Origin of the sequence: Variovorax sp. ZS18.2.2 (assembly GCF_024701975.1) — a bacterium.
Taxonomy (GTDB): domain Bacteria; phylum Pseudomonadota; class Gammaproteobacteria; order Burkholderiales; family Burkholderiaceae_C; genus Variovorax.
The window spans coordinates 154,713-180,033 of record NZ_JANLNM010000002.1 but is presented as its reverse complement, the minus strand read 5'-3'; the positions used below and the strand labels follow the sequence as shown (position 1 = coordinate 180,033).

General features: G+C 67.5%; 23 protein-coding genes. 11 read left to right on the top strand and 12 right to left on the bottom strand.

The genetic code is table 11. The features are described 5' to 3' along the window. Positions 1–119: 119 nt before the first annotated feature. The 3 genes from NU688_RS11235 to msrA form a co-directional block, all read right to left on the bottom strand. Complete coding sequence (locus NU688_RS11235; protein ID WP_257860687.1) at positions 120–2,219, bottom strand: TonB-dependent receptor; 2,100 nt, start codon at positions 2,217–2,219, stop codon at positions 120–122. A 77-nt stretch (positions 2,220–2,296) separates the two neighbouring features. After that, positions 2,297–2,629 (bottom strand): hypothetical protein, encoded by a 333-nt coding sequence (locus NU688_RS11230; RefSeq protein WP_257860686.1) that lies wholly within the window; start codon positions 2,627–2,629, stop codon positions 2,297–2,299. A gap of 68 nt (positions 2,630–2,697) precedes the next feature. Beyond that, positions 2,698–3,249 carry a peptide-methionine (S)-S-oxide reductase MsrA gene (gene msrA / locus NU688_RS11225; RefSeq protein WP_257860685.1) on the bottom strand — a complete coding sequence of 184 codons (552 nt, stop codon included), beginning with the start codon at positions 3,247–3,249 and terminating at the stop codon, positions 2,698–2,700. Between the two features lie 104 nt (positions 3,250–3,353). Between msrA and NU688_RS11220 the strand changes: the two genes are divergently transcribed. The 4 genes from NU688_RS11220 to NU688_RS11205 all read left to right on the top strand — a co-directional run bounded on the left by NU688_RS11220 (position 3,354) and on the right by NU688_RS11205 (position 6,876). Further along, entirely contained in the window at positions 3,354–4,031 is a 678-nt protein-coding gene (locus tag NU688_RS11220; RefSeq protein ID WP_257860684.1) for a TetR/AcrR family transcriptional regulator, read from the top strand. Between the two features lie 92 nt (positions 4,032–4,123). Further along, a complete protein-coding gene (locus tag NU688_RS11215) occupies positions 4,124–4,801 on the top strand; it encodes a protein-L-isoaspartate O-methyltransferase (protein WP_257860683.1) in 678 nt (225 codons plus the stop codon). 13 nt (positions 4,802–4,814) lie between these two features. Then, entirely contained in the window at positions 4,815–5,150 is a 336-nt protein-coding gene (locus tag NU688_RS11210) for a rhodanese-like domain-containing protein (RefSeq protein WP_257860682.1), read from the top strand. 184 nt (positions 5,151–5,334) lie between these two features. Further along, positions 5,335–6,876, top strand: a complete 1,542-nt coding sequence (locus tag NU688_RS11205) for a TolC family outer membrane protein (RefSeq protein ID WP_257860681.1) — start codon at positions 5,335–5,337, stop codon at positions 6,874–6,876. A gap of 145 nt (positions 6,877–7,021) precedes the next feature. On the opposite strand, the gene NU688_RS11200 is transcribed toward NU688_RS11205, so the two are convergent. Beyond that, positions 7,022–8,404, bottom strand: coding sequence for a 3-deoxy-D-manno-octulosonic acid transferase (locus NU688_RS11200; RefSeq protein WP_257860680.1), 1,383 nt, complete (start codon positions 8,402–8,404; stop codon positions 7,022–7,024). Between the two features lie 8 nt (positions 8,405–8,412). Next, positions 8,413–9,795, bottom strand: coding sequence for a phosphomannomutase/phosphoglucomutase (locus tag NU688_RS11195; protein ID WP_257860678.1), 1,383 nt, complete (start codon positions 9,793–9,795; stop codon positions 8,413–8,415). 111 nt (positions 9,796–9,906) lie between these two features. On the opposite strand from NU688_RS11195, the gene NU688_RS11190 reads away from it, so the two are divergent. From NU688_RS11190 to NU688_RS11180, 3 genes are read left to right on the top strand one after another with little or no spacing between them, the layout of a single operon-like run. Further along, positions 9,907–11,505 (top strand): DNA-3-methyladenine glycosylase 2 family protein, encoded by a 1,599-nt coding sequence (locus NU688_RS11190; RefSeq protein ID WP_257860677.1) that lies wholly within the window; start codon positions 9,907–9,909, stop codon positions 11,503–11,505. Positions 11,506–11,511: 6 nt separating this feature from the next. Continuing rightward, the gene (locus tag NU688_RS11185; protein WP_257860676.1) at positions 11,512–12,009 is read left to right on the top strand and encodes a methylated-DNA--[protein]-cysteine S-methyltransferase; all 498 of its coding nucleotides are present in this window, start codon (positions 11,512–11,514) and stop codon (positions 12,007–12,009) included. A 13-nt stretch (positions 12,010–12,022) separates the two neighbouring features. Continuing rightward, positions 12,023–12,955 carry a DMT family transporter gene (locus NU688_RS11180; protein WP_257860675.1) on the top strand — a complete coding sequence of 311 codons (933 nt, stop codon included), beginning with the start codon at positions 12,023–12,025 and terminating at the stop codon, positions 12,953–12,955. A gap of 129 nt (positions 12,956–13,084) precedes the next feature. Here the strand turns inward: NU688_RS11180 and NU688_RS11175 are convergent, their stop codons facing one another. Continuing rightward, positions 13,085–13,741, bottom strand: a complete 657-nt coding sequence (locus NU688_RS11175; protein ID WP_257860674.1) for a DUF1345 domain-containing protein — start codon at positions 13,739–13,741, stop codon at positions 13,085–13,087. 162 nt (positions 13,742–13,903) lie between these two features. Between NU688_RS11175 and NU688_RS11170 the strand changes: the two genes are divergently transcribed. Further along, positions 13,904–14,743, top strand: a complete 840-nt coding sequence (locus tag NU688_RS11170) for an OprO/OprP family phosphate-selective porin (protein WP_257860673.1) — start codon at positions 13,904–13,906, stop codon at positions 14,741–14,743. 33 nt (positions 14,744–14,776) lie between these two features. Here the strand turns inward: NU688_RS11170 and NU688_RS11165 are convergent, their stop codons facing one another. The 3 genes from NU688_RS11165 to NU688_RS11155 are packed head-to-tail and all read right to left on the bottom strand — an operon-like array spanning position 14,777 to position 18,302. Then, positions 14,777–16,318 carry a long-chain fatty acid--CoA ligase gene (locus NU688_RS11165; protein ID WP_257860672.1) on the bottom strand — a complete coding sequence of 514 codons (1,542 nt, stop codon included), beginning with the start codon at positions 16,316–16,318 and terminating at the stop codon, positions 14,777–14,779. Between the two features lie 5 nt (positions 16,319–16,323). Further along, positions 16,324–17,463 (bottom strand): DUF5938 domain-containing protein, encoded by a 1,140-nt coding sequence (locus NU688_RS11160; protein ID WP_257860671.1) that lies wholly within the window; start codon positions 17,461–17,463, stop codon positions 16,324–16,326. 35 nt (positions 17,464–17,498) lie between these two features. Further along, a complete protein-coding gene (locus tag NU688_RS11155) occupies positions 17,499–18,302 on the bottom strand; it encodes an SDR family NAD(P)-dependent oxidoreductase (protein WP_257860670.1) in 804 nt (267 codons plus the stop codon). Between the two features lie 205 nt (positions 18,303–18,507). On the opposite strand from NU688_RS11155, the gene NU688_RS11150 reads away from it, so the two are divergent. From NU688_RS11150 to NU688_RS11140, 3 genes are all read left to right on the top strand, one after another. Beyond that, positions 18,508–19,194 (top strand): TetR/AcrR family transcriptional regulator, encoded by a 687-nt coding sequence (locus NU688_RS11150; RefSeq protein ID WP_257860669.1) that lies wholly within the window; start codon positions 18,508–18,510, stop codon positions 19,192–19,194. Positions 19,195–19,418: 224 nt separating this feature from the next. Further along, complete coding sequence (locus NU688_RS11145; RefSeq protein ID WP_257860668.1) at positions 19,419–20,252, top strand: phosphate/phosphite/phosphonate ABC transporter substrate-binding protein; 834 nt, start codon at positions 19,419–19,421, stop codon at positions 20,250–20,252. 65 nt (positions 20,253–20,317) lie between these two features. Continuing rightward, a complete protein-coding gene (locus NU688_RS11140; RefSeq protein WP_257860667.1) occupies positions 20,318–21,022 on the top strand; it encodes a glutathione S-transferase N-terminal domain-containing protein in 705 nt (234 codons plus the stop codon). Between the two features lie 21 nt (positions 21,023–21,043). On the opposite strand, the gene NU688_RS11135 is transcribed toward NU688_RS11140, so the two are convergent. The 3 genes from NU688_RS11135 to NU688_RS11125 all read right to left on the bottom strand — a co-directional run bounded on the left by NU688_RS11135 (position 21,044) and on the right by NU688_RS11125 (position 25,311). Continuing rightward, positions 21,044–23,458 (bottom strand): penicillin acylase family protein, encoded by a 2,415-nt coding sequence (locus NU688_RS11135; protein WP_257860666.1) that lies wholly within the window; start codon positions 23,456–23,458, stop codon positions 21,044–21,046. A 36-nt stretch (positions 23,459–23,494) separates the two neighbouring features. Then, positions 23,495–23,734 carry a hypothetical protein gene (locus tag NU688_RS11130; protein ID WP_257860665.1) on the bottom strand — a complete coding sequence of 80 codons (240 nt, stop codon included), beginning with the start codon at positions 23,732–23,734 and terminating at the stop codon, positions 23,495–23,497. A gap of 140 nt (positions 23,735–23,874) precedes the next feature. Continuing rightward, a complete protein-coding gene (locus tag NU688_RS11125; RefSeq protein ID WP_257860664.1) occupies positions 23,875–25,311 on the bottom strand; it encodes an efflux transporter outer membrane subunit in 1,437 nt (478 codons plus the stop codon). Positions 25,312–25,321 lie beyond the last annotated feature (10 nt).

Genomic DNA, 25,321 nt, shown 5'->3' with positions numbered 1-25,321 from the left:
TCCCCCTCTGGGGGAAGGCTGGGATGGGGGCAAGCGGCGCCTGCAGAAGCCATGGCCTCGTCACAGGCCGCTTGCCCCCACCCCTGCCCTCCCCCAAAGGGGGAGGGAGCCATGCAGCATCAGAACGTCACGCGCAACCCGACCTTCAGCGAACGCCCCGGCAATGGCGCGTTCGGATACACCGTCGTCGTCAGGATCGACGTCGGGCTGTAGGCCAGCTTGTTGGTGATGTTGTCGACGCGCGCATACCAGGTGAGGTTGGCGCGCTCCACCTTCATGCGGTAGGAGATCGCGGCGTTCCACAGCGTGTACGCATCGGTCTCGCGCGCCCCGACGCTGGGCACATGGCGCTGCGCCGCGTTGTAGTCGAAGCCCAGGCGCGCGCTCCACGGACCGTTGCCGTAGACCAGCGTCGCGCCCGTGCGGAACGGCGCGATGCGCGGCAGCGGCTCGCCGGTGTCCAGGTTCTTCGCGCGCACCACGTCGCCGCGCCATTCGAGGTCGAGCGTCGAGGCGTCGGGCATCGGCGCAAAGCCGTCGTTGCCCAGCAGGCGCAGATTGCCATTGGCCTCAATGCCGGTGAAGCGCGCGCGCACGCCGCTGTAGACGTATTCGGCCAGCGTGTCGGTCGCGGCCGGGTCGGTCACCACCTGGCCTTCTTCGTCGAGCGTGCGGCCCGAGGCAGTGAGGCCGATGTAGTTGCTGAAGCGCGTGACGTAGGCGTTCACGCGGGCCGTGTTGGGGCCCGACTTCCATTGCGCACCGAGGTCCAGGCCGGTCGACTTTTCCTTCTGCAGGTTGGGGTCGCCCACCTCCCACGCGGCCGTGGCCACGTGCGGGCCGTTGGCAAGCAGTTCGTAGTCCTTCGGTGCGCGCTCGGTGTAGGCGAGGTTGGAGGTCAGCTGCCATTGCGGCGTGAGGTTGACCAGCGCGCCGAACGCGGCGCTGTGCGGATTGAAGGTGCGCTCGCCGATGGCAAAGCGGGTGATCGACGGATCGTCCGGATAGCCCAGCGAGCGGATGCGGACCTTCTCGGTGCGCGCGCCGAAGCTCAGCTTGCCCCACGAGGCACCGTACTCTTCATAGAGGAAAAGAGCGTTGGAGCGCGTGCGGCTGTGCGGCGCAAAGGCCTCCTCGCCGTCGGCGGCGAAGCGGTTGGTCTCGCTGCTGAAGCCGACCAGGCCCTCGAAGTTGCCGATCTTCTGGTGACGTGCCTCGATGCGCAGGTCGTTGCTCATGTTCGAGAAGGTGGTGCCGGCCTCGGGACCTTCGAACTCGGTGTGGCGGTAGTTGGTGTGGCTCACCTTCGCGTGGATGCTGCTGATGATGCCGCCCGGGCGCCATTCGCCTTCGAGCGCGTAGCGGTCGGACTTCATGCGGATGGTCACGTCGTCCTCGGCCACGGTGCCGTAGTTGCTGCGGTAGGTGCTGGCGGAAGCGCCGATCCAGCCCTGGTCGAAGAACAGCGTGCCGCCGACCGCGCCGCCGTTCGCCTCGTTGGCGGAGTTGCAGATCTTGCGGGCGCGCGATGGCGAGCCGGGCTTCTCGCAGTTCAGGTCGATGGGCACCGAAACGTCCTTCGAGTCGCGGTTGAAGGCGTCCACGTGCAGCGCGAAGCGGTCGTTACCGCCTTCGAGAACCACGCCGCCGTTCTTTTCCTTGTTGCCGGTGGAAAAGCCCAGGTCGGCGCGGCCGCCGAAGCCGTTGATGGGCTCGGTCGGGATGCGGTTGTCGATCACGTTGACCACACCGCCCACGGCGCTGCCGCCGTACTGCAGCGCCGAGGGGCCGCGCAGCACTTCGATGCGGTCGGTGACCAGTGCGTCGACCGGCACCGCGTGGTCGTAGCTCAGCGCCGAGGCGTCGGGGGCGCCGCCGCCGTTCTGCAGGATGCGGATGCGGTCGCCGTCCTGCCCGCGGATGATCGGGCGGCTCGCGTTGGGGCCGAAGTAGCTGCTGCTCACGCCGGGCAGGTTGTTGAGCGTTTCGCCGAGCGTCGAGTCGGAACGCAGCAGGAGTTTTTCGCCCGAGAGCGTGACGGTCGGCGCGATCAGGTCGCTGGCGCCGAGCGGATTGCCGGTGACGGTGATCGCGGGCAGGCTGGCGGTATCGGCGGATTGAGCTTGGGCCTGGACGGCTTCCTGGGCGTGGGACGCAGCGGCGAAGGCGAGCGAAAGAACGGCGACGCCGATGGCGTTGCGACGAAAATTGGGGGTCATGGTGAACACTCGTTGAATCTATGGACGGCACGCCGTCACCCGCACAAGGCAGGCACAGCGACCGGAACGCGGGGGATTCAGCGAGTGGAAGGCGGGCCGCGCGCGTCGAACAGCGCAACCCAGCGGGCGATGGCCTCGCCCTGGAGATAGGCAAAAGTGGCCGACGGCAGCAGCATCGGCAGCACCACCAGCGGCACGCCGGGGACGCTCGATCCGTGCGAGAGCTGGTCGTACAGCCGGCACTCGGCGTCGGTGTGATCGCCGAAAAGGCTGACCACGCCGTGGCCCGCGTGGACGTGGGCGCCCTTGCTCGCCTGGACCGTGGCCGCCGCAGCCGGCAGGCCGGGCACGTGCAGCGAGCGATGCATCACGCCCAGCGTGCCCGCGAACCACAGCGCGATCGCCAGCACGACGAGGATCGCGCGGGTCGAAAAATGCGGGGATTGGCGGGTGGCGAGCTGCACGGAAACGGAGGGGATCAGGCTTTGACGCGGGAGGCGAAGGTCTTCTGGAACTTCTCGACCTTGGGGCCGACGACGAACGCGCAGTAGCCCTGGTTCGGGTTGTTCAGGAAGTAGTCCTGGTGGTAGGCCTCGGCCGTCGAGTAGTTGGCGAGCGGCGCCACCTCGGTCACGACCGGCGCGCTGTAGGTCTTGCTGGCCTCGATTTCGCGGATGACGTCTTGGGCCACCTGCTTTTGCGCGTCGCTCGTGTAGTAGATGCCGCTGCGGTACTGCGTGCCGACGTCGTTGCCCTGCCGGTTGAGCGTTGTCGGGTCATGCACGACGAAGAAGATCTCGAGGATCTCGCGCAGGCTGATCTGGGCGGGGTCGAATGCGAGCTTCACGACCTCGGCATGGCCGGTGCGGCCGGTGCAGACCTGCTCGTAGGTCGGATTGACCACCTGGCCGTTGCAATAACCCGACTCCACGTCCACCACGCCCTGCACACGGTCGAAGACCGCCTCGGTGCACCAGAAGCAGCCCCCGCCAATCACGATGGTTTCGGTGGGCGACGGTGAGGAAGACATGGGCACTGCTCCGGCAGGTTGGGAATCGGCGAACCCGATATTGTCGCGGCTTGACGTGACGGATGCCGGTCACTACATTACTAACCCGCGAGTCATTAACCCACATGTCCACCCCCCGTTCCCTTGTCGACAAGTTCTGCCCGGTGCGCTCCAAGCGCGAGCGCCGGAAGGAAGCGCGCCCCGGCGAACTGCTGGCCGCCGCGCTCGACCTGTTTGTCGAAAAAGGCTTTGCCGCCACCCGCTCAGAGGAAGTGGCGGCGCGCGCCGGGGTCTCCAAGGGCACCCTCTTTCTTTACTTTCCGAGCAAGGAAGAGCTCTTCAAGGCCGTGGTGATGGAAAACCTCGGCGGCCGTTTCACCGAATGGAACGCCGAATTCGAGGCCTTCGAGGGCACCACCGCCGAGATGCTGCGCTACTGCATGAACGTGTGGTGGGAGCGCGTGGGGCTGACCAAGGCCTCGGGCCTGACCAAGCTCATGATGAGCGAAGGCGCCAACTTTCCCGAACTGGCGGAGTTCTACCAGCAGCAGGTGGTGCGCCCCGGCCACGCCCTGCTGCGGCGCATCCTGCAGCGCGGCATCGACAACGGCGAGTTTTCGCCGGTCGACATCGACCACGCGATCTATTCGGTGATCGCGCCCATGGTCTTCCTGATGCTCTGGAAGCACTCGGCCATGGTCTGCGTCGATGGAGAAAGCGCCCTGAGCCCCGAGAAATTCCTCGCCACCCAGGCCGAAACCGTGCTCTACGGGCTCAGCGCGCGCCCCGGAGACAAGGCATGAAGAAGTCTTTTGTATGGCCGAGCGGGCCGATGGTGTCATCCGGGCCACCTAAAATTGAAGGTTTGTCCTGAGCCCACAAGGAAAGCCACGCCATGAACCCCACTCCTACCCTCGAGCGCTTGCGCTTCAACATGATCGAACAGCAGATCCGCCCCTGGGATGTGCTGGACCTGGACATCCTCGACCTGCTGGCCACCATCCACCGGGAAGACTACGTGCCGGAAGCCCACCGCACGCTCTCCTTCTTCGACATGGAGCTGCCCCTCCTCGACGGCGCCGTGCCCGGCGAATTCATGCTGTCGCCCAAGGTCGAGGCCCGCACGCTGCACGACCTGAAAGTGCAGAAACATGAGTCCGTGCTCGAAATCGGCACCGGTTCGGGCTTCATGGCCGCCCTGCTCGGCGCCCGCGCCGCCCAGGTGCTGTCGCTCGAAATCAACCCCGTGCTGGCCGCCCGCGCCGCCGAAACGCTGCGCCAGAACGGCGTGAGCAACGTCGAAGTGCGAAACGCCGACGGCGCCGTGCCCCTGGCCAGCGGCCCGAGCTTCGACGTGATCGTGCTGAGCGGCTCGGTCGCCCGCATTCCGCAGAACCTGCTGGGTTCGCTGAAGGTCGGCGGCCGCCTCGCGGCCATCGTGGGCGAAGAGCCGATGATGCGCGCCCACTTCGTCACCCGCTCGAGCGAAAGCAAGTGGGACACGGTCCAGCCCTGGGACACCGTGGCGCCGCGCCTGCTGAACTTCCCCGAGCCCTCGCGCTTCTCGTTCTGAACGGGCCGCACGAATGATCGACCAAGTCCGCCCCGCCGACCTTGCCGCCTGGTTCGCCCAGGACGCCGATGCCGCCCCGGTGCTGCTCGACGTGCGCGAACCGTGGGAGCTGCAGACGGCGAGCGTCGCGCCTGCGGGCTTCACGCTGGTGGCGATCCCGATGAACGAGATCCCCGGCCGCCTCGCCGAGTTGAGCGAAGGCCAACGTATTGCATGTCTCTGCCACCACGGCGCGCGCAGCCAGCGCGTGGCCGCCTTCCTGAACCAGAACGGCTTTGACCAGCTCGCCAACGTGGCGGGCGGCATCGACGCCTGGTCGTCGCACGACCCCTCGGTCCCGCGCTACTGAGAGACTGAGAGGCAATCCGACATGACCGCTCATCCCCCGCAAATGCCCCCACTCTGCGTTGCAAATGCTCGCCATAGCCCGAGCTATGGCTGTGCTTTGCGCCTTGATTGGAGGCATTTGCGGGGGCTGCTCGGTCACGCCGAATTGCCTCTCAGCCTCTGATTCTTTCCCTCAAGGACGTTCAATGCCTCCACGGCCCCGGCTTCTGCCACTTTCCGCAGCACTCGCCAGCGTTATCGCAACCTTGCTTGCACTGCCGGCCCAAGGCCAGACACTGAACGAACTCTACGACTCCGCCCGCGGCTACGACGCCACGTACCAGGGCGCCCGGGCGCAGTACGACGCGAACGTGGCGCGCGCCGCGCAGGCCAAGGCCGGCATCCTGCCGGCGGTCGGGCTCACGGCCGGCGTGAACCGCAGCAACCTGGACATCGACACCCTCACGGGCACCAGCCGCGGCGCCAGCGCCTCGCGCGACTTCAACACGCAGAACGTCGGCATCAACGCCACACAGCCGCTCTACCGCCCCGCCAACTGGGCCACCTACGAGCAGGGCAAGCGCCAGACGGAGATCGCGCTGGCGGTGCTCACCACGGCCGAGCAGGATCTGATCGTGCGCGTGAGCCAGGCGTACTTCGACGTGCTCGCGAGCCAGGACAGCCTGGCGCTCGTGCGCGCGCAGAAGGTCGCCGTGGCCGAGCAGCTCGCCTCGGCCAAGCGCAACTTCGAGGTCGGTACCTCCACCATCACCGACTCGCGCGAAGCCCAGGCCCGCTACGACCTGGTGATCGCGCAGGAAATCGCCGCCGAGAACGACCTGCAGGTCAAGAAGATCGTGCTCGACCAGCTCGTCGGCCGTCCCGGCAGCGTGCCGGTGCCGCTGGCTGTGCCCGTCGTGCTGCCGACTGCGCAACCCGCGGACATCAACGCCTGGGTCACCCAGGCCGACGAGGTGCATCCCGCGATCCAGCAAGCGCGCCTGGGCCTCGACGTCGCCGGGCTCGAAGTGCAGAAAGCGCAGGCCGGCCACAAGCCGACGCTCGACGCCAACCTGGGCTACAACGTCACGCGCAACCCCACGGGCACCAGCACCAGCACCGTGGGCACGCGCGTCAACGCAGCCACGGTCGGCGTCACTTTCAACCTGCCGCTCTTCGCTGGCTTCGCGACCGAGAACCGCATCAAGGAAACGCTGGCGCTCGAAGACCAGTCGCGCAGCGTGCTCGACGGCACCCGGCGCAGCGTGGCGCAGGCCACGCGCGCGGCCTACCTCGGGCTCGTGTCGGGCGCGGGTCAGGTCAAGGCGCTGGAAGCGGCCGAATCCTCCAGCCAGAGTGCGCTCGATGCCAACAAGCTCGGCTACCAGGTGGGCGTGCGCATCAACATCGACGTGCTCAATTCGCAGAGCCAGCTGTTCCAGACCAAGCGCGACCTCGCACAGGCGCGCTACAACGTGCTGCTGGGCAACCTGAAGCTGCGCCAGGCCAACGGCACGCTGACGACGGCGGACATGAACGCGATCAACGCGACGCTGGCGAGCAATGGCAGCACGCCGGCCGTGCCTTCGCCCACGCCTGCGGACCGTTCTTCCACGCCTTCGACGACGGTGACGCCACGCAGCATTCCGGTGGTGCCTCCAGTGCCGGTGCAGCCGTTCAACCCGACACCGCCCGCGATGCCTTCGGCACCGGTGCCGCCGGTGATCGTGAATCCGCCGGTGCGCTGAAAGGATCTCGGGACTTTCTTTCTCCCTCCCCCGCTGGGGGAGGGTCGGGGTGGGGGCATCGGCCTTCGCATACGCACAGCCTTTGCAGGCGCCGTCGTGCCCCCATCCCAACCTTCCCCCAGCGGGGGAAGGAGCGAATACAGAGTCAGTCGAGCGTCGGTTCCGCGCGCTCGGGTTCGGCGGCCAACGGCGCGGTCTCCGCCGCCACCGGCTCCGCAGCCTGCGCAATGGCCAGCACAGCAGCCGCCGTGCGCTCGGCCGCCCCACGATTCGACGACGAGAACGCCAGCGCGGCCTGCGCCATCGCGGCGCGGCGCTCGGGGTTCTCGACCAGCTTGAGCGCCGCCGTCACCGCCTGCTCCATGCCTTCGACGCGCAGCGACGCACCGGCCGCCAGCGACAGCTGCGCCGCCTCGGCGAAGTTGAAGGTCGACGGGCCCATCACCACCGGGCAGCCGCAGGCGGCCGGCTCGATGAGGTTCTGCCCGCCCAGCGGCTCGAAGCTGCCGCCTAGCAGCGCCACGTCGGCCAGGCCGTAGTACAGCGCCATCTCGCCGAGCGAATCGCCGAGCCAGATTTCCGCATCCGTCGGCTGCCCCGCGGCGCTGCGGCGGGCGACCGCGAAGCCTTGCGACTCGATCAGCGCCGCTACTTCGTCAAAACGTTGCGGGTGGCGCGGCACGATCATCCATTGCACGTCGTGCACGCGCTTGGCGATCGAGCGGATCGCGCCCTGCTCGGGCGGAACCGGCGAGGTCGCGCCGAAGCGCTTGAGCACTTCGAGCAGCAGTCGCTCCTCGCCATCGCGCGAGCTCGCGAGCACGACCATGGGCTTGGGCAGGCGCTCGCGCAGCGAGGTCGCCGCGGTGAGCTGCCGTACGTCGGGCGTCGCATCGAACTTGAGGTTGCCGTAGATGCCGGCCACCTTGGCGCCGAGCGACACCAGCCGGTGCGCATCGGCCTCGGTCTGCGCCCACACGGCCGTGAGGGCCGAGTACGCGGGGCGCGCGAGCCAGCCCAGGCGCTCGGCCGCGGCCAGCGATTTTTCGTTGAGCCGCGCGTTGGCCAGCACCAGCGGAATGCGGCGTTCGGCGCAGGCCGCGGCCATCTCGGGCCAGACCTCGGTTTCCATCAGCACGCCGATGCGCGGCTTGAAGCGGTCCAGGAAGCGCGCGACGGCGCCCGGCGTGTCCCACGGCTGCCAGACCTGCGTGTCGCCGGGCTCCAGCAGCTTGGCGCCCTCCTCGCGGCCGGTCGCAGTGCCGTGCGTGAGCAGGATCGGAATGCCCGGGTACTGCCGCCGCAACTCGGCGATGAGGATCGCGGCAGCGCGGGTTTCGCCGAGCGACACCGCGTGCACCCAGCACTGGGCCTCGCCGGTGATGGATTCGTCGTAGTGGCCGAAGCGCTCCTCGACAGCCACGGCATAGCCCGGCTCGGCCTCCGCGCGGCGCCGCAACTTGCGGCGCACCAGCGGTTGCACGACGGTGGTGAAGGCGCCGTACAGGCGCAGCAGCAGGGAACGCACAGGTGATGTCAGTGGGAAGCTTCGGCCAGCTTGGCGTCGGGTTTGACGGTCCGCAGCAGCGCGAGCATTTCGGTTTCGATGCGATGAAGCGCGGCGTCGGTCTGGCCTTCGAAGCGCAGCACGAGAACGGGGGTGGTGTTGGAAGCGCGGATCAGCCCGAAGCCATCGGGCCAGTCCACGCGCAGGCCGTCGATGGTCGAGACCTTGGCGGGGGCGGCGAAGCTGGCGCCCTTCACGAGTGTGTCGACCACCGCATGCGGCTCGCCTTCGGCACAGGCGACGTTCAGTTCGGGTGTCGAGAAGCTGGTGGGCAGCGCGTTGAGCACGTCGCTCGCGTCCGGGCTCTTGCTCAGGATCTCGAGCAGGCGGCAGCCGGCATAGGTGCCGTCGTCGAAGCCGAACCAGCGCTCCTTGAAGAAGATGTGGCCGCTCATCTCACCGCCCAGCGGCGAATCGATTTCCTTCATCTTCGCCTTGATGAGCGAGTGGCCGGTCTTGTAGATCATCGGCTTGCCGCCCGCGGCCTCGATGGCTGGCGCGAGGCGCTGCGAGCACTTCACGTCGTAGACGATGGTGCCGCCCGGCACGCGCGAAAGCACGTCCTGCGCGAAGAGCTGCATCTGGCGGTCGGGAAAGATGTTCTGGCCGTCCTTGGTGACGATGCCCAGGCGGTCGCCGTCGCCGTCGAAGGCCAGGCCCAGTTCGGCCCGGCCCTTGGCCAGTTCGACCATCAGGTCCTTGAGGTTCTCGGGCTTGCTCGGATCGGGATGGTGGTTGGGGAAATCGCCGTCGACCTCGCTGAAGAGTTCGACCACCTCGCAGCCGATGGCGCGGAAGATGGCCGGGGCCGTCGCGCCCGCGATGCCGTTGCCTGAATCGACCACGATTTTCATCGGTCGCGCCAGCTTGATGTCGCTCGCGATGCGCTGCGTGTAGGCCTCGGTCACATCGACCTTGCGCACGCTGCCGCCCGAGGCGAGCTTTGCGCTGCCGTCTTCCATGGTCTTACGCAGGCCCTGGATCTCCTCGCCGTAGATCGCGCGGCCGGCCAACACCATCTTGAAACCGTTGTAGTCCTTGGGGTTGTGGCTGCCGGTGACCTGGATGCCGCTCGTGCACAGCGTGTGGGCCGCGAAATACAGCATGGGGGTGGTCACCGCGCCCACGTCGATCACTCCGACGCCCGTGGCCACCAGGCCCCTGATCAGCGCCTCAGCCAGTGCGGGCCCAGACAGGCGCCCATCGCGACCCACGGCCACCGCCTTCTCGCCTGCAGCTCGGGCGGCACTGCCGAATGCGCGTCCGAGCGCTTCCGCCACCTCGGCATCGAGGGTGACGGGCACGACGCCGCGGATGTCGTAGGCCTTGAAGATCGACGCGCTGAGTTGCATGAAAAGGCGTTTCCCGTGGTTTTTTGGAACGGGGCATTGTAGGCAACGCCCCGCTTGCCCACATGTCCGAAAACGGCCAGTTGAAACGGGGCGAAACCGTATCATTTGCCCATGCCTTCCATCCACGCCCCCTCTGAAGCGCTCGAGAGCGACGCCTGCTACCTAGCGATGAAGACGCACGATGCGCGCTTCGACGGATCGTTCTTCACCGCCGTGACCTCCACCGGCATCTATTGCCGGCCGGTCTGCCGCGTCAAGCTGCCGCGGCGCGAGAACTGCCGGTTCTTCGTGCATGCGGCGCAGGCCGAGGCCGAGGGCTTCCGCCCGTGCCTGCGCTGCCGGCCCGAGCTGGCGCCGCGCGCAGCCAGTTGGTCGACCGAAGATTCCTCCCGCATCCTCGCGCTGCAAGCCGCACGGCTGATCGACGAGCCCGACGCATGGACCCACGGCGACGACAACGGCCCCGGCGCGGCGCAGATCGCGGCGCGCCTGGGCGTGAGCGACCGGCACCTGCGGCGCATCTTCGAGGCCCAGTTCGGCGTCTCCCCGCTGCAATACCTGCAGACGCGCCGCCTGCTGGCCGCCAAGCAGCTGATCGCCGACACGCGCCTGCCGATGACGCAGGTGGCGCTGGCCAGCGGCTTCGCGAGCGTGCGCCGTTTCAATGCCGCCTTCGTCGAACACTACGGCCTCAACCCGAGTGCGCTGCGGCGTGCCGGTGGCGCGCAGGGCGGCGAAGGCAAGGCGATCGAAGTGCGGCTGGGCTTTCGTCCGCCCTACGACGTGAACGCGATGCTCGGTTTCTTCGCACGCCGCGCCCTGCGTGGTGTCGAGGTGGCGACCACGGCCGATGGCAAGGCGCCCGCCAAGGGCAGCACGCCGACCTACGTGCGCCTTGCCCGCACATTGCGCGTGCAGCAAGGCGGGCAAGCCCATGCCGGATGGCTGCAGCTGCGCTTCGACATCGAACGCGAGCAGATGCTGCTGTCGGTCAGCGATTCGCTTGCCGCGGTGCTGCCGATCGTGATCAGCCGGGCCCGCGCCATGCTCGATCTCGATGCCGAACCGATGGCGATCAATGCGGCGCTGCATGCGGCCTTTCCGCACGGTGACGGCCTGCGTGTGCCGGGCACGGTCGACGGCTTCGAGCTCGCGGTGCGCGCGGTGCTGGGCCAGCAGATCACGGTGGTCGCGGCGCGCACGCTGGGCTCGCGGCTGGTGGAGGCGTTCGGCGAACCCATCGCCACGCCCATCGACGGACTGGACAAATTGTTTCCCACGCCCGCGGCCATTGCCGCAGCCAGCGGCGATGCGCTCGGGCAGCTGGGCATCGTGCGACAGCGCCAGGCGGCCCTGCAGGCCATCGCCCGCGAAGTCGCAGACGGCAAGCTGGCGCTGCATGCAGGCGCCGACGTGCCCGCCACCATCGCCGCACTGCAAGAGCTCCCCGGCATCGGTGCCTGGACCGCGCAGTACATCGCGATGCGCGCGCTGCGCTGGCCCGATGCGTTCCCGGCGGGCGACATCGCGCTGCAGAAGGCGCTGGGCGTGACCACCGCGCGCGCAGCCAGCGAGGCGTCGCAGGCATGGCGACCCTGGCGCAGCTATGCGGTGCTTCGTGCATGGCACGCACCTTCTTCTCCTTCCACGGCTGCTGCGGAAACGGCGGCGGATTCTTCCAACATCACAACGGCAGGCGTCGCAGCCTGAAATGTCATGAAGTTCAAGAGCAAGACCATCTACACCTCGCACATCGACACGCCGCTCGGCGGCATCACGATGGCGGCCACCGACCAGGGCCTGGCCGGCGTCTGGTTCGACCAGCAGCGCCACTGGCCCGACACCACGGGCTGGATTCCCAAGGACGACCACCCGGCGCTGGTCGAGGCCGGCACGCAGCTGCGCGATTACTTCGCCGGCAAGCGCAACGATTTCGACATGCCGCTCGACCTGTCGCACGGCACCGCGTTCCAGCAGAGCGTGTGGCACGCGCTCCTCGCGATTCCCGCGGGCAAGACGATGACCTACGGCGCGCTCAGCGCGCATGTGGGCAACCCAACCGCGGTGCGCGCGGTGGGCGCGGCCGTGGGGCGCAATCCGATCAGCGTGATCGTGCCCTGCCACCGCGTGCTCGGCTCGGACGGTTCGCTGACCGGTTACGCTGGCGGGCTTCACCGCAAGACAGCCCTTCTGGAGCTAGAAGGCGCTAGATAAATTCGAGGGACGCATGAGCACAACAACACAGAACAACATCGCCACCAGCACCGCCAAGCCCTGGCTCATCGACCTCGTGTTGCTCGGTGCGCTCTGGGGAGCTTCTTTTCTCTTCATGCGCATCGGCGCGGCCGAGTTCGGCGCGCTGCCGACGGCCGCTGTACGGGTGGTCATCGCCGCGTTGTTCCTGCTGCCGATCGCGCTGCTGCGCGGACAGGGGCCGGCCATCGCCAAGCACTGGAAGGCCACCCTCGTGGTCGGCGTCTTCAATTCGGGGATGCCGTTCGCGCTCTTCTGCTTCGCGCTGTTGACCATCAATACCGGCCTCGCCGCGGTGATCAATGCCACCACGCCGATGTTCGGCGCGCTGGTGGCCTGGGCGTGGTTTCGCGAGCGGCCCAACGGTTCGCGCATCGTCGGTCTGGTGATCGGCTTTGCCGGCGTGGCGATGCTGGCCAGCCGCAGCGCGGGCCTGCACTCCGGCGCCAGCGGCAATGCGGCGCTGTGGGCGGTGATCGCCTGCCTCGGCGCGTGCCTGTGCTACGGCATCTCGGCCAGCGCCACGCGCCGCCACCTGGGCGGCGTGCCGGCCCTCGCAACCGCGACGGGCAGCCAGCTCGGCGCCACGCTCTTCCTCGCGCTGCCTGCGATCTGGCTCTGGCCCGCCCAAATGCCCAGCCTGCGCGCATGGCTCGCGCTGCTGGCTCTCGGCATCGCCTGCACGGGCGTGGCGTACATCCTGTTCTTCCGGCTGATCGAACGCGCCGGCCCGGCACGCGCACTGACCGTGACCTTCCTGGTGCCGGTGTTCGCGCTCTTCTACGGCGCGGTGTTCCTCGGCGAAAGCATCACGCAGTGGATGTTGATCTCCGCCGTCGTGATCGTGTGCGGTGTGGCGCTCTCGACCGGCATCGTCAGGCTCGGCCCGAAATCAAAGACGGCCTGACTTTTGTCTTGCTCCTTCCCCTTCCGGGGGAAGGTTGGGATGGGGGCAGGCAGAGCGCCCGATGGTGGCGCCGTCGTGCCCCCACCCCAACCCTCCCCCGGAAGGGGAGGGAGTAAGACGGGGCGAGCCCTAAATGGCGCCGGCCACCACGTTGACTGACAAGGCCAGCACGAGCATGTTGAATGCAAAGGCCAGCACGCTGTGGATCAGCGTGATGCGCCGCATCTCGCGCGAGGTGGCCTGCACATCGGACACCTGCGAGGTCATGCCGATCACGAGCGAGTAGTAGAGAAAGTCGAAGTAGTCGGGCTCGTCGTCCTTGCCCGGAAAGTCGAGCCCGCCATCGGGCGTGCCGCTCTTCTGGTCGATGTAGTAGCGGTGCGCGTAGTGAAAGGCGTAGATCGTGTGCATCATCAGCCACGAGCCGATCAACGCGACCACGCCGAGCACGACGTGGCCGGCGCGCTCCCAGCCGGTCAGTTGCTTGACCTGCTGCAGCAGCATCGCGATCGCGACCACGCTCACGGCCACCACCACCAGCATCGACACTAGGATCATCACGTTGGGCTGGTCCAGCGACTGCGCCCGCTCGCGCGTGCGCCGCGCGTCGAAGGTCTCGATCAGCCACCAGGTCAACACCTGGTAGACCAGCACCCCCGCACACCACCCCGCCAGCCCGCGCGCCATGCCGCCGAACGGCCACGGTGCCAGCGCCACGGCGGCACCGACCACCGTGCCATAGAGAAGACGCTGCGGGCCCGTGGTCGTGGAGAGGTGTTTGCGCATGCGGCACTGTAGCGCCGCCCCGCACCATCAAGGAATTCCTACAAGAAGACCCGCATTCGACGCATTCGATGCGCTGCGCCGCATCACTAAGGTACGGCTGGTTCAAGGGAGTCGCGCCCCGAGGCAGTGCCCGAGGCTTCTTCATTTTCTGAAGGATTTTTCATGCTGTCGCTTCGCTCCCATCCGCTCGACTGGACGTTCAGATTCGGCGCCCTCGGTGCGCTCGTGGGTTCCGGTTTTCTCTTCGCCACCGCCCCCGCGCTGGCCGCCCCTTCGCCGGCGCTGGACCGGTTCAGTTTCTCGGTGGGCGGCTTCAGCGCCGACCCGAAGCTCAACGCCTCGGTGGCCACGCCCTACGGAACGCTGCAGACAGGCGACATCAAGCCCGGCCGGGTGACGATGCCCCGCATCAGCGCCGACCTGCTGCTGGGCGACAGCCAGGGCATCTCCTTCGACTACTACCAGTACAAGCGCGACTACGGCGGCCAGTTCAACAACAACACGTCGATCGGCCCCTTCGGCACGCTGAGCACCATCGGCAACGCGAACCTCAGCACCAAGCTCGACTTCGCCAAGCTCTCGTACAAGTGGTGGATCGGCTCGGGCAACACCGTGTTCGGCCTCGGCGCCGGCGCGGCCTACTACCGCGCGACGCTCGGCTTGACCGCGCTCGCCGCGGTGAACGGCCAGGTCGGCACGCTGAACGATCGCTCGAGCGACAAGGCGATCGCGCCGCTTCTGGAGCTCGGCGTGCGCCACGCCATCACGCCCGACCTGCGCCTCTTCGCCGATGCCTCGGGTGTATGGAAGAGCAGCGGCCGCTTCCACGGCAACATCTACAACGCATCGGCCGGCGTCGAGTGGTTCCCGGTGAAGAACGTGGGCGTGGTGGTCTCCTACGGCGTGACCAACATCGACCTCACCCGCGACAACGACTCCGCCGACTCGCGGCTCAAGGTGCGGCTGCAAGGGCCTTCTGCATTCCTGAAGGCGCGTTTCTGAAGTTACTGACGCGCACGGCGCACCGCGGCGCCGTCAGCGTGGTGGGACCGGCAGCAGCGAGGCGCGCACTTCCTTCTTGAGCACTTTTCCCACCTTGGAGCGCGGCAGGTCGGCCCACACCTCGACCTGCTTGGGCGCTTTCACGCTGCCGATGCGCGCCTTGACGAAGGCCTTGATGTCCTCCGCATCCACCTGCCGGCCGGCATGCAGCTGCAGCACCGCCACCACGCGCTCGCCCCATTTCTCGTCGGGCAGGCCGACGACGGCGCTGTCCTGCACGTCGGGGTGCTGCATCAGCACCTGCTCCACTTCGGCGGAGTAGACGTTGAAGCCGCCCGAGATGATCATGTCCTTGGCGCGGTCGACGATGTAGAGAAAGCCGTCGGCGTCGAGGTAGCCGATGTCGCCGGTGTGATGCCAGCCGTGGCGCGAAGCCTCCTCGGTGGCCTTCGGGTCCTTGTAGTAGCCCATCATCACGAGCGAGCCGCGCACCACGATCTCGCCGCTCTCGCCTGTCGGCAGCAAGGCGCCGTCGCCGTTCATCACGCCGACCTGCACCAGCGGGCCGGGGCGGCCTGCGGAAGCAAGGCGCTGCCTTGCCACCGAGCCATCGGCATTGAAGTGCTCGCGCGGCGACATCATCGAGATCATCATCGGCGCCTCGGTCTGGCCGAAGAGTTGCGCCATGACGGGGCCGATCTTTTCCAGCGCCTCCTCGAGCCGCGCAGCCGACATGGGTGCGGCGCCATACCAGAAGCATTGCAGCGAATCGCGCTTCGTCTCGGCGAGCTGCGGATGCTGCAGCAGCATGTAGATCAGCGTCGGCGGCAGGAAGGTGTGGGTGATGCGGTGCCGCTCGATCAGCGCGAGGAATTCGCCGAGATCGGGCTTGGGCATGATGACCACCTGCCCGCCGAGCGCCATCACCGGCAGGCACAGCACGCCAGCCGCATGCGTGAGCGGCGCGAGCGCGAGGTAGGCGGGGCGGCCTTCGAACGGGTAGCCCATCAGCGTGAGCGCCGACATGGTCTCGAGGTTGCGGCCCGAAAGCATCACGCCCTTGGGCTGGCCGGTGGTGCCGCCGGTGCCGGCGATCATCGCGACGTCGTCGATCACGGACACATCGATTGGCGCATCGTCCGCGCCGGCAAGCCATTGCTCGAGCGATGGTGCATACGGCATCGCCTGGTCGAGGCACACCAGCGTCTTCACCTTGGGCAAGTCGGCGCGCATCTGCTCGACCAGCGGCGCGTAGTTGCTGTGGAAGATGAGGCAACTGCAGTCGAAGGCATCGAGCACGAAGCGGTTCTCCGCCGCCTCGTTGCGCGGGTTGATCGGGCACCACACGGCCGCGGCGCGCGACACGCCGAACACGCTGGCGAAGGCGACGGGATCGTTGCTCGACAACACCGCCACCTTGCTACCCGGCGCAACGCCGCTGCGCTGCAGCGCACGGGCCACGCGGTGGCTCAGGCGCTGCACGTCGCCGTACGAAAGCCACGTGTCCCCCATGCAAAGGCACGGCGCGTCGGCGCCCAGCTGGGCGCCCTTGTCCAGGTAATCGACGAGGCGCATGGGCGTCAGCCCATCCGGGTGAGCATGGGTTCCTGCACGAGCCCGAAGCTGCGCAGCGCGCCCAGCAGCTCACGGTGCCCGAAGGCCTGGCAACCCGAGGCGAAGCCCGCGCGCCGCGGCGCCTGCTGCAGCAGCGAGGCTGCCGCATAGGCCTGCAGCAGGCCGGTCTGCTTGTAGTTGCAGTTGCCGAAGATCACGCAGTGCATGCGGCCGAGCGGGCCGGAGGCATGCACCGAATCGACGGACTTGTTGATGCGCGGGTTCTCGCGCGGGGGCATGGTGTTCATCACACCCGCCGCCGTCTGGGCCAGGGCGGCATAGCGATCTTCGTCGTTCATGCCCTCGGTGGCCTTGAGCGCGGCGGCCACGATCTGCGGCACGCCCAGCATCAGCGGCTTGTTGAAGACCCCGCCGAGCACTTTCACGTTGGCCACGCGCGGATCGCGCTTGAACCACACCGGATGCGAGGTGCCGCCCCAAGGCAGCGCCAATGCCGCTTCGTGCTGGCCTGGAATCGACAGGTGGTAGAGGCCCGCGTCGGGTTGCCATTCCACGTACTCGTTCTGCTCCAGGTAGTAGGCCTTGGAAGTGGCCGCATTGACCAGGATGGTCTGGGTCGATGCGATGGTCGGGCTGCCGCCCCAGAACACGGCGATGTCCAGCGTGTCGAGGCCGGGCGTCTCCAGGCACAGCTGCGCGGCGATCTCGCCGGTGGTGTACATCTGCGCGAGGCCGGGCGAGAGCAGCAGGCCCGCTCCCGCGAACCTGGCGCCCCACTCCCGCTCGAGCGTGATGAGCCAGTCCTGCTCGCCCGTGGTGTCGGTGTAGTGGCACTTGGCGGCCAGGCAGGCTTCGACGACCTCGGGGCCGAACTTGGCAAAAGGCCCCACCGTGTTGAGCACCACCGAGGCGCCGGTGAAGAGTTCGGTGAGAGCGGCCACCGAATGCGCCACTTCCACGACCTCGTAGCGCGCGGTCTCGATGCCGGGCACGTTGGACTTCATTGCCGCATCCAGCTTCTCCTTGCTGCGGCCCGCGGCGATGAAGGGGATGTTCATCTCCCTCAGGTACTCGCACACGAGACGGCCGGTGTAGCCGGAGGCGCCATAGACGACGACGGGCTTCTTCTTGCTGTTGCTGCTCATTCTTGTCTCTCCTTTTTGATTGATTGATCGATCGATCACATGCCCATGCCGCCGTCCACTGCGAGGCCCGCGCCGGTGATGAACCGGGCAGCGTCGGAGCAGAGGAAGACCACCACGTCGGCCATGTCGCCGACTTCGCCCAGGCGCCCGAGCGGCGTCTGCCCGATCACGTCGCCGACAGCAGCCTCGACGCTGGGCGCGAGGCCCGCGGCCACGATGTCGCTCGCGAGCTTCATGCCCATGTCGGTAGGCACGAGGCCCGGGTAGATGCAGTTCACGCGCACGCCGTAGCCCAGCTTGCCGGACTCCATCGCCGCCACGCGCGTGGCGCGGTCGACGGCGGACTTGGTGGCGGAGTAGCCGGCGATCGCCGGGAACGCGATGGTGGCCGCGACCGATGCGATGTTCACCACCGCACCGCCGCCGCCCGCGCTGCCGCCGGGTCGCATCGCGCGGAACGCGTGCTTCATGCCGAGCAACGTGCCGGCCACGTTCACGTCGAGCATGCGGCGCAGGTCGTCGCCGTCCACGTCGATCACCAAAGAGGTGATCTCGATGCCGGCGTTGTTGACCAGGATGTCGAAGCCGCCGAGCTCCTTCACCGTGGTCTCGGCGGCGGCGGCCCAGTCGCCGTCCTTCGTGACGTCGAGCGGAACGAAGCCCACCTTGGCGCCCGAGGCGGAAAGCCGCTTCGCCGTTTCGCGCCCCACGTCGGCGAGCACGTCGCCGATCATCACCGAGGCGCCTGCCTGCACGAGTGCTTCGGCAATGCTCGCGCCAATGCCGCGCGCGCCACCCGTCACCAGGGCCTTGCGCCCTTTCAAGTCGAACTTGGCCATCACTTGTCTCCTGTGTATCTGTTGTTGAGATGGAAGAGGCATCGTAGAAATCGACTTTACGGGTGTCAAGTTTTTATTTGACAATTGTCAAGATTTCATAAAATGGCACCCGCGACACGGATATGGGGCTTCTCCCGCATGCGTGCTATGGTTTGCAATCATCAGGAAAACAATGTGGCCGGCATGCCATGCGGCCGGGCTCGAAATGACGTCACATGAACGGGTAAAGAAACACGCGGCGCGCGTGCCCAAGGCACGGGTGGACAAGTTCGCCGAGCGCCGCGCCGAGCTCGGCGAAGCCGCCCTCACCACCCTGGCCACGCTCGGCTATGCCCGCACCAGCCTGCGAGAGATCGCGCAGAACTCCGAGTTCTCGCACGGCGTGCTGCACTACTACTTCAGCGACAAGGTCGACCTGATCATCTGCAGCGTCAAGCAGTACAAGGCGCGTTGCGTCACGCGCTACGACCACGCAGTGGACAGCGCCACCACCTACGACGAGCTGATGGACGGTTTCCTCGAGAGCCTGGGCGACACGCTGCGCGACGAAGGCGAAGTGCACCGGCTCTGGTATGACCTGCGCTCGCAGGCGCTGTTCGAGAAGGCCTTCCACGACGACGTGGTGCAGATCGACAAGAGCCTGGAAGACATGATCTGGCGCATCATGAGCCGCTTCGCCGAGCTCTCCGGCGAACAGCCCGGCCTCCCGCCTTCGGCCACCTACGCGCTCTTCGACGGGCTGTTCCAGCAGGCGCTGCTCAAGCACCTCTCGGGCGATGCGAAGGCCATCGAAGAGATGCAGTCGGCGGTGCGGCAGTCCATCTCGCGGCTGTTTGCTGCCCCCACGCCTGTACCTGCATCCAAGGCCGTTGCGCGCAAGCGCAAGGCCTGAACCCGCGGGCGCTGCAGCGAGGCCTCGCTGCAGCGGGTCAACACGCAAGATTCATATGGATTGAAGACCTGCGTATCTCCGAACGAGATACCAGCAGGCGTTGCGCGTTCGCAGCAAAACTGTTGTCCTTGGTACTAACCCCTGAGGCCTCCACCCTTTCGGCTATCTATGATCGGACCGAACATGTTGTAACAATCTGGTCGCAATCTGAAAGAAAGCTCTCGATGGAACTCCGCCCCCTCTCCCCGTCGCTTCGCATGGCCACACGCGGGCTGGCGGCGCTCCTGCTCGCGGCCGGTGTCTCGGCCCATGCGCTCGTGATCGGCGTCACCGAAGGCGTGAGCTACCAGGTCACCGAGGCGCAGATCGCGCCGCGCTTCGAGCCCATCGCCGAGGCCCTGAGCAAGGCGCTCAAGCAACCGGTGACGGTCAAGGTGCTGATCTCGTACAACAGCGCGCGCGAAGCCATGAAAAAGAAGGAAGTCGACCTGGTCTTCATTCATCCCGCACACGTGGCGCTGGAGGGCATCAAGTCGGGCAACTACAAGGCGGTGGCCTGGACCGCGGGCTTCACCGACTACAAGGTCTCGTTCCTGTGCAAACAGCCACCCATCTCCAACTGGAAGGACGTGGCGGGCAAGAGCCTGGTGCTGCCCGACGTGGACTCGATCACCTCAGTGATCACGCGCGCGATGCTGCGCGAGCACGGGGTCGCGGAGTCCGCGGTCAAGGTGACCAACACGCGCTTTCAGGATGCCGTGCCCTTCTACGTGACGAACGGCTTTGCCGCCTACGGGGCCACCGCGTCGGCGGGCGTGGTCAAGACCTGGACCGAAGGCGGCGGCAAGGTCTGCGCGGAATCGCGCGCCGTGCCCATCAAGCAGTGGCTCCTGGCCACCAGGACCGATGCCGCCACCGCGGCCACGGTGCGCGAGACGCTGCTCGGGCTCAACCAGAGCGACGCCGGCAAGCGCGCGCTCTCCTCGTCGAACTACACGGCTTTTGTCCCCGCATCGAGCGATGCGGAAGCAGACACGATGCGCTGGCTGGGCATCTGATGCCGGGCAGCACCTGAAACGCAGCGGAGGCAGAATCCCCCGCTTGCGCTTTTTCAGGAACACCCATGACCGATCTCTCGAGCTTTCCCATCACGACGAAATGGCCCGCACAGCACCCTGAACGCCTGCAGCTGTATTCGCTGCCCACGCCCAACGGCGTGAAGGTGTCGATCATGCTGGAGGAAACCGGCCTCGCCTACGAGCCGCACCTGGTGAGCTTCGAGACGCAGGACCAGATGTCGCCGGAGTTCCTGTCGCTCAACCCGAACAACAAGATCCCGGCGATCCTCGATCCCGACGGCCCCGGCGGCAAGCCGCTTGCGCTGTTCGAGTCGGGCGCGATCCTCATCTACCTGGCCGAGAAGACCGGCAGGTTCATGCCGCAGGATGCCGCCGGCCGCTACGCAACCATCCAGTGGGTGATGTTCCAGATGGGCGGCATCGGCCCGATGTTCGGCCAGCTGGGTTTCTTCAACAAGTTCGCCGGCAAGGACTATGAAGACAAGCGCCCGCGCGACCGCTACGTGGCCGAATCGAAGCGCCTGCTCGGCGTGCTCGACAAGCACCTCGCGGATCGCGCATGGATCATGGGCGACGACTACACGATTGCAGACATCGCCTCGTTCCCGTGGATCCGCAACCTGATCGGCTTCTACGAGGCAGGCGATCTGGTGGGCTTCAAGGACTTCAAGAACGTGGCGCGCGTGCTCGAAGCCTTCGTGGCGCGGCCCGCGGTCGTGAAGGGCCTCAACATCCCCAAGCGGGGCTGAGAGCCTGGCGACTGGCCTTCATCAGGGCCGAAGCGTCTCCCGCACCAGCGCCGGATCGCGTGCGATGTCTTCCTCGCGGAACGGGAAGCGCAGCCAGTCCTTCTTCGCGTAGCGCTTCACCGGTGCGGCGCCCGGCCCGTTCGCTACCGCGGTTTCCTTCTCGCCGTGCGCGAGCAGCGTGCGGGCATGCACGCCGCGCCGGTCGAAGTACACGACCTGCAGGTAGGTGTTGCCATGGGAACGGTCGCCCATGGTGTAGTCGCCCTCGTTGGCACAGGACACGCTGAAGTAGCCCTCGGCATCGCAGCCTCCGAAAAGCGGAACCCGGCGGCCTTCGCTGCGGGCAAAGCGCAACGTGCCCAGCGGCGCATCCAGCGCCCGGCCCTTCTGCCGCATGTCGTCGACCGCGCCGGCGAGTGCGCGCGCGACGCGCGGGTCTGCGGCATTGATAGCGCCCGGCGACCGTAGCGGCGACTCCGCCGAGAACGCCTTCGCATAGAGTTCCCCGGCCGGAATCTGCTGCAGCCGGGTCCAGAAGGCATCCCACAGCACTGCCCCGCGATCCTCTGCACCGGCACGGTTCGACCAGTTGCGAAGTATCTGGCAGGCCTGCTGCACATCGGGTGCCGACGCACCCTGGCCGGACGATGCACACGCCGCATTGAGCAAGGGTTGCTTGAACTGGTCCGCGGTATAGGAGCGGGCCTCCTGGGTCTTCTGCATCACGCGGTCCGCCAGTTGGCTGGACGAGGTCGAGCCCGCGCCTGCGAGCTCACTCGCGATGCGATGTCCTTCTCGCCCGCGCATGGTGAGCGCCCGCCCCTCGCCACCGAGGATCGACGCGAAGCCCGCCAACGGCTGCGCCGGGTTGGCGAGCCAGTAGCTGTCGTTCATGTTGGCAACGTAGTCCTCGCGCAGCAGGCTGGGCATGCGGTCTGCGGGCATGCGGCCGGGTTGTACCGAAGCCTGCCCCGTTTGCCATTCGCATGCCGCCCGGCTGCCGTCCAGCACCGGCGTGTCCGGATCGAAGGCGGCAAAGGCCTTGGACAGCGGCGTCGCACAGGCTGCGCGCAGGTCGTCCGGCACGCCGGGCACCGCACCAACGTCGGCATACCAGACGCGGCCGTCGCCCCGTCCGATGGCGGCGGTGTTGACCCATGGCATTGCGGCCTCCTGCTTCTGTATCTGGATGAATTCGTCGAGCGAACGCGCCTGGTCCCAGCGGAAGAAGTTCGGGAAGATGCGTGCGTTGGTCGCATTTACATCGCGCATGGCAATCGCCTTGCGGGCACTCCAGCCGAGCGCCGGATTGCGCGCCCCCAGATCGACCACCGGCCCGAAGCGCGTGCGGTAAAGCGTGCGGTGAACCGCCTCGAATGTTCCGTCGGGCCGGCGCACCTCCACGGTCACCGGCTGGGCCTGCATGCGCTCGGACACGCCGTCGACCAGATAGCGGGTGGGGTCCGCCGGGTCCAGCACCAGATCGAACAGCCCGAAGCGCCGCGCTGCCGACACCGTGTGGCTCCAGGCGACGTCGTTGTTGAAGCCGATCATGATCACCGGAATGCCGAGGAAGGACGCGCCCGCCACATCCATCTTCCCCGGCAGCGTCAGATGCGCCTGGTAGAAGCGGTCCGGCCCGCCCCAATACCAGTGCGGATTGCCGAACAGGACACTGCCGCCGCGCTCGCCTGTGGCTGCCTGGCCGAAAGCCAGCACATTGCTGCCGGTGCCGCGCGCGTCGCCCACGGGAATCTCGAGCCGGGACGACAGCGAGAGATGGTCTGCCGGCGCAGGCGGGGCGGCCGCGGCGGGCTTCGCATTCACGATCTCGGAGGCGAAATGTGTGTACCCGCCTGCCAGCGCGGCCGCGATCATGCGCCGGTAGACATCGGCCGGCTCGATGGTCCGCACCCACGGTGCATCGCTGCAGGCGTGCTGCGCACCCTTGCCACCCTTCTTCTGGAGCGATCGCACATGGCGGTTGTAGCCCTCCGCGAAGCCTGCGATAAGTTCGTTGAGATCGGCCGGCTGCTCACGCTTAAGAGCCTCGACCGCCTCGGGGCCGGCGAAGGCCTTGAAGAAGAAATCGAGATCGAGGTTGACCGGCGTACCGAAGGTCGAGCGCGTGGCGGGTTTCTTGTCGGCGCCGAAATACAGGGAGCGCTGCCCGCTGTAGGTGACGAAGGCGTCGGCCAGCGTGCAGAGCGCGTCCTCGGCCTGCACCTGGCCGTAGCCGATGCCCAGGCCCCGCCAGGTGGTGGCGCGAATGTGGGGAATGCCATCGCCGGTGCGGCGTATTTCGATCGATGCGGTCGCCGCTGGCGCTTCACGCTGGGCCCATGCCGGGGCAATGCCGATGAATGTGCCTGCAAGAGCGATGGCTGCGATGCAGCGACTCCACGCGCGGGAACCAGGTCTGGGGGTTGTTTTCATGCATCCTTGAACGGCGCGCAGCGGGTGCGCAGCCGGCTATTGCAGATCGGAGCCGCGGCGCCGCGCTTCTTCCAGCGCGGGCTTGACCAGGCCCGCGCCCGCGAGCGCCCACAGCGTAAGTGCCTCGTCGAATGCGCGCATGTGTCGCGGGTCTTCGCCCAGCCAGTGGACAAGCCGCTCTGCATGAACGTGCGAGGGCACGTCGTGAAACTGGCAAAAAAGCGCCCAGGCCGTATCGACGGCAGTCGCTGCGGAAACAGAAGTTCTGGTGGCCATCGTCGACTGCGTTGGTTCTGTGCCGGGGTTGGCTTCGTCTTTCGTATTGACGCAGCACCCGCGCATATGTTCATTTCGGAGACTTCCGAAGAAGCAGGCGCTCACGTGACGGGCGATTCGAACGCAGCCGCGCAGGGTCCTCAGCGCTCGCCCTGCGCGAGCACGCTGGCCTCGTCGCGCCATCCGCCACCCAGCGCGCGATACAACGCAACGCGTGCCTGCAGCCGGCCCTGGCGCAGTTGGACGTCCAGATCCTGTGCGCTGTACAGCACACGTTGCGCATCGAGCAGGACGAGCAGCGTCTCGGCACCGGCCCGGTATCGCAGCTCGGAGAGTTCCGCCGCGCGGCGCGCCTGCAGCAGCTCCTCGACCTGCGCCGATGCCTGCGCATCGGAGCCCGCCACCGCATCGAGTGCTGTTTGTGCATCCGCAAAGGCGCCGATGATGGCCGCGCGGTAGGCGCCGAGCAATTCCTCGCGCCTCGCTTCAGCAAAGTCGCGTTCGCCCGCCAGCCGCCCACCGTCGAAGATGGGCGCCGCCAGGCCGGCAGCGAGGCTGTAGATCGGGTTGTCGAACAACCCGCCGGGCGCCTGCCCTTGCAAGCCGACGGATGCCGTCAGCGTGACGCGCGGCAGCATCGCGGCACGTGCCGCCCGCACGTTTGCATCGGCAGCCGCCAGCCGCGCTTCGGCTTGCGCGAGGTCGGGGCGGCGCACCAGCAGTTGCGACGGCAATCCCGTCGAGATAAGAGGAATCTGGAGTGCATCGAGCCGCGCCTGCACCACAGTCGATGTCGATGTGGGTTCCGGCGCGGGCAGGCCGAGCAAAAGGACCAGCGCGGTCTCGGCATGGCGCGCCTGCTGTTGCAGTCGCGCGAGTTCGCGCTCCCGCGCTGCCGCCAGGCCGCGCTGCTGCGCAAGGTCCAGCGGCGTGGCCGCACCGGCACGGCCGCGCGATTCCACCAGCCACAGGACCCGCTGTGCATTCTCGAGACTGCTGCGCGCGATCGCCACGCGCTCGCGCAGGCCCTGCATCTGCAGCCAGGACGACGCCACTTCGGCCGTCACGCTGAGCTGCACCGCGTCGCGCTCGAACACGCTGGCACGCAGGCCTTGCTGCGCCTCGCGATGCAGCGCGCCCTGGCGCCCCCACAGGTCGAGTTCGTAGCGCGCCGCGAAGCCGACCGCGTGCGCGTTGCCGTCGACCGCCGCCTGCCCACCCATGCGGCCCTGACGGCTTGCGTCGATCTGGCCTGTCAGTTCGGGCAGCCGCTGCGCACCCGCGATGCGCGCCTGAGCCCTCGCGCCGACGACACGGGCCAGCGCCATCGCCAGGTCCTGGTTGCGCGCCTGCGCCTGTGCGATCAGCGTGTCGAGCTCGGCGCTGCCGAGCTGGCTCCACCAGCGCGCGTCGACGGGCGAGGCGCTCGCATCGGGCGGCACGCCTTGCCAGGATGCGGGCAGCGCCACCGCGTGCGGCGGCAGATCGGCGGGCACGGCGCAACCCGCGAGCCACAACGCGCCCACCCACGTCACGGGCGAGAGGCGCCGCAGCCAACGCATTTGAATTTTCTGCATGGTGCTCTGT

Excerpts from the sequence above, each read along its gene's own strand:
- NU688_RS11190 (WP_257860677.1), top strand. The coding sequence starts at position 9,907 with ATGCCTTCCATCCACGCCCCCTCTGAAGCGCTCGAGAGCGACGCCTGC.
- NU688_RS11160 (WP_257860671.1), bottom strand. The coding sequence starts at position 17,463 with ATGAGCAGCAACAGCAAGAAGAAGCCCGTCGTCGTCTATGGCGCCTCC.
- NU688_RS11215 (WP_257860683.1), top strand. The coding sequence starts at position 4,124 with ATGAACCCCACTCCTACCCTCGAGCGCTTGCGCTTCAACATGATCGAA.
- NU688_RS11185 (WP_257860676.1), top strand. The coding sequence starts at position 11,512 with ATGAAGTTCAAGAGCAAGACCATCTACACCTCGCACATCGACACGCCG.
- msrA (WP_257860685.1), bottom strand. The coding sequence starts at position 3,249 with ATGTCTTCCTCACCGTCGCCCACCGAAACCATCGTGATTGGCGGGGGC.
- NU688_RS11135 (WP_257860666.1), bottom strand. The coding sequence starts at position 23,458 with ATGAAAACAACCCCCAGACCTGGTTCCCGCGCGTGGAGTCGCTGCATC.
- NU688_RS11195 (WP_257860678.1), bottom strand. The coding sequence starts at position 9,795 with ATGCAACTCAGCGCGTCGATCTTCAAGGCCTACGACATCCGCGGCGTC.
- NU688_RS11180 (WP_257860675.1), top strand. The coding sequence starts at position 12,023 with ATGAGCACAACAACACAGAACAACATCGCCACCAGCACCGCCAAGCCC.
- NU688_RS11170 (WP_257860673.1), top strand. The coding sequence starts at position 13,904 with ATGCTGTCGCTTCGCTCCCATCCGCTCGACTGGACGTTCAGATTCGGC.
- NU688_RS11130 (WP_257860665.1), bottom strand. The coding sequence starts at position 23,734 with ATGGCCACCAGAACTTCTGTTTCCGCAGCGACTGCCGTCGATACGGCC.
- NU688_RS11220 (WP_257860684.1), top strand. The coding sequence starts at position 3,354 with ATGTCCACCCCCCGTTCCCTTGTCGACAAGTTCTGCCCGGTGCGCTCC.
- NU688_RS11175 (WP_257860674.1), bottom strand. The coding sequence starts at position 13,741 with ATGCGCAAACACCTCTCCACGACCACGGGCCCGCAGCGTCTTCTCTAT.
- NU688_RS11140 (WP_257860667.1), top strand. The coding sequence starts at position 20,318 with ATGACCGATCTCTCGAGCTTTCCCATCACGACGAAATGGCCCGCACAG.
- NU688_RS11125 (WP_257860664.1), bottom strand. The coding sequence starts at position 25,311 with ATGCAGAAAATTCAAATGCGTTGGCTGCGGCGCCTCTCGCCCGTGACG.
- NU688_RS11145 (WP_257860668.1), top strand. The coding sequence starts at position 19,419 with ATGGAACTCCGCCCCCTCTCCCCGTCGCTTCGCATGGCCACACGCGGG.
- NU688_RS11210 (WP_257860682.1), top strand. The coding sequence starts at position 4,815 with ATGATCGACCAAGTCCGCCCCGCCGACCTTGCCGCCTGGTTCGCCCAG.
- NU688_RS11155 (WP_257860670.1), bottom strand. The coding sequence starts at position 18,302 with ATGGCCAAGTTCGACTTGAAAGGGCGCAAGGCCCTGGTGACGGGTGGC.
- NU688_RS11165 (WP_257860672.1), bottom strand. The coding sequence starts at position 16,318 with ATGCGCCTCGTCGATTACCTGGACAAGGGCGCCCAGCTGGGCGCCGAC.
- NU688_RS11150 (WP_257860669.1), top strand. The coding sequence starts at position 18,508 with ATGACGTCACATGAACGGGTAAAGAAACACGCGGCGCGCGTGCCCAAG.
- NU688_RS11235 (WP_257860687.1), bottom strand. The coding sequence starts at position 2,219 with ATGACCCCCAATTTTCGTCGCAACGCCATCGGCGTCGCCGTTCTTTCG.
- NU688_RS11205 (WP_257860681.1), top strand. The coding sequence starts at position 5,335 with ATGCCTCCACGGCCCCGGCTTCTGCCACTTTCCGCAGCACTCGCCAGC.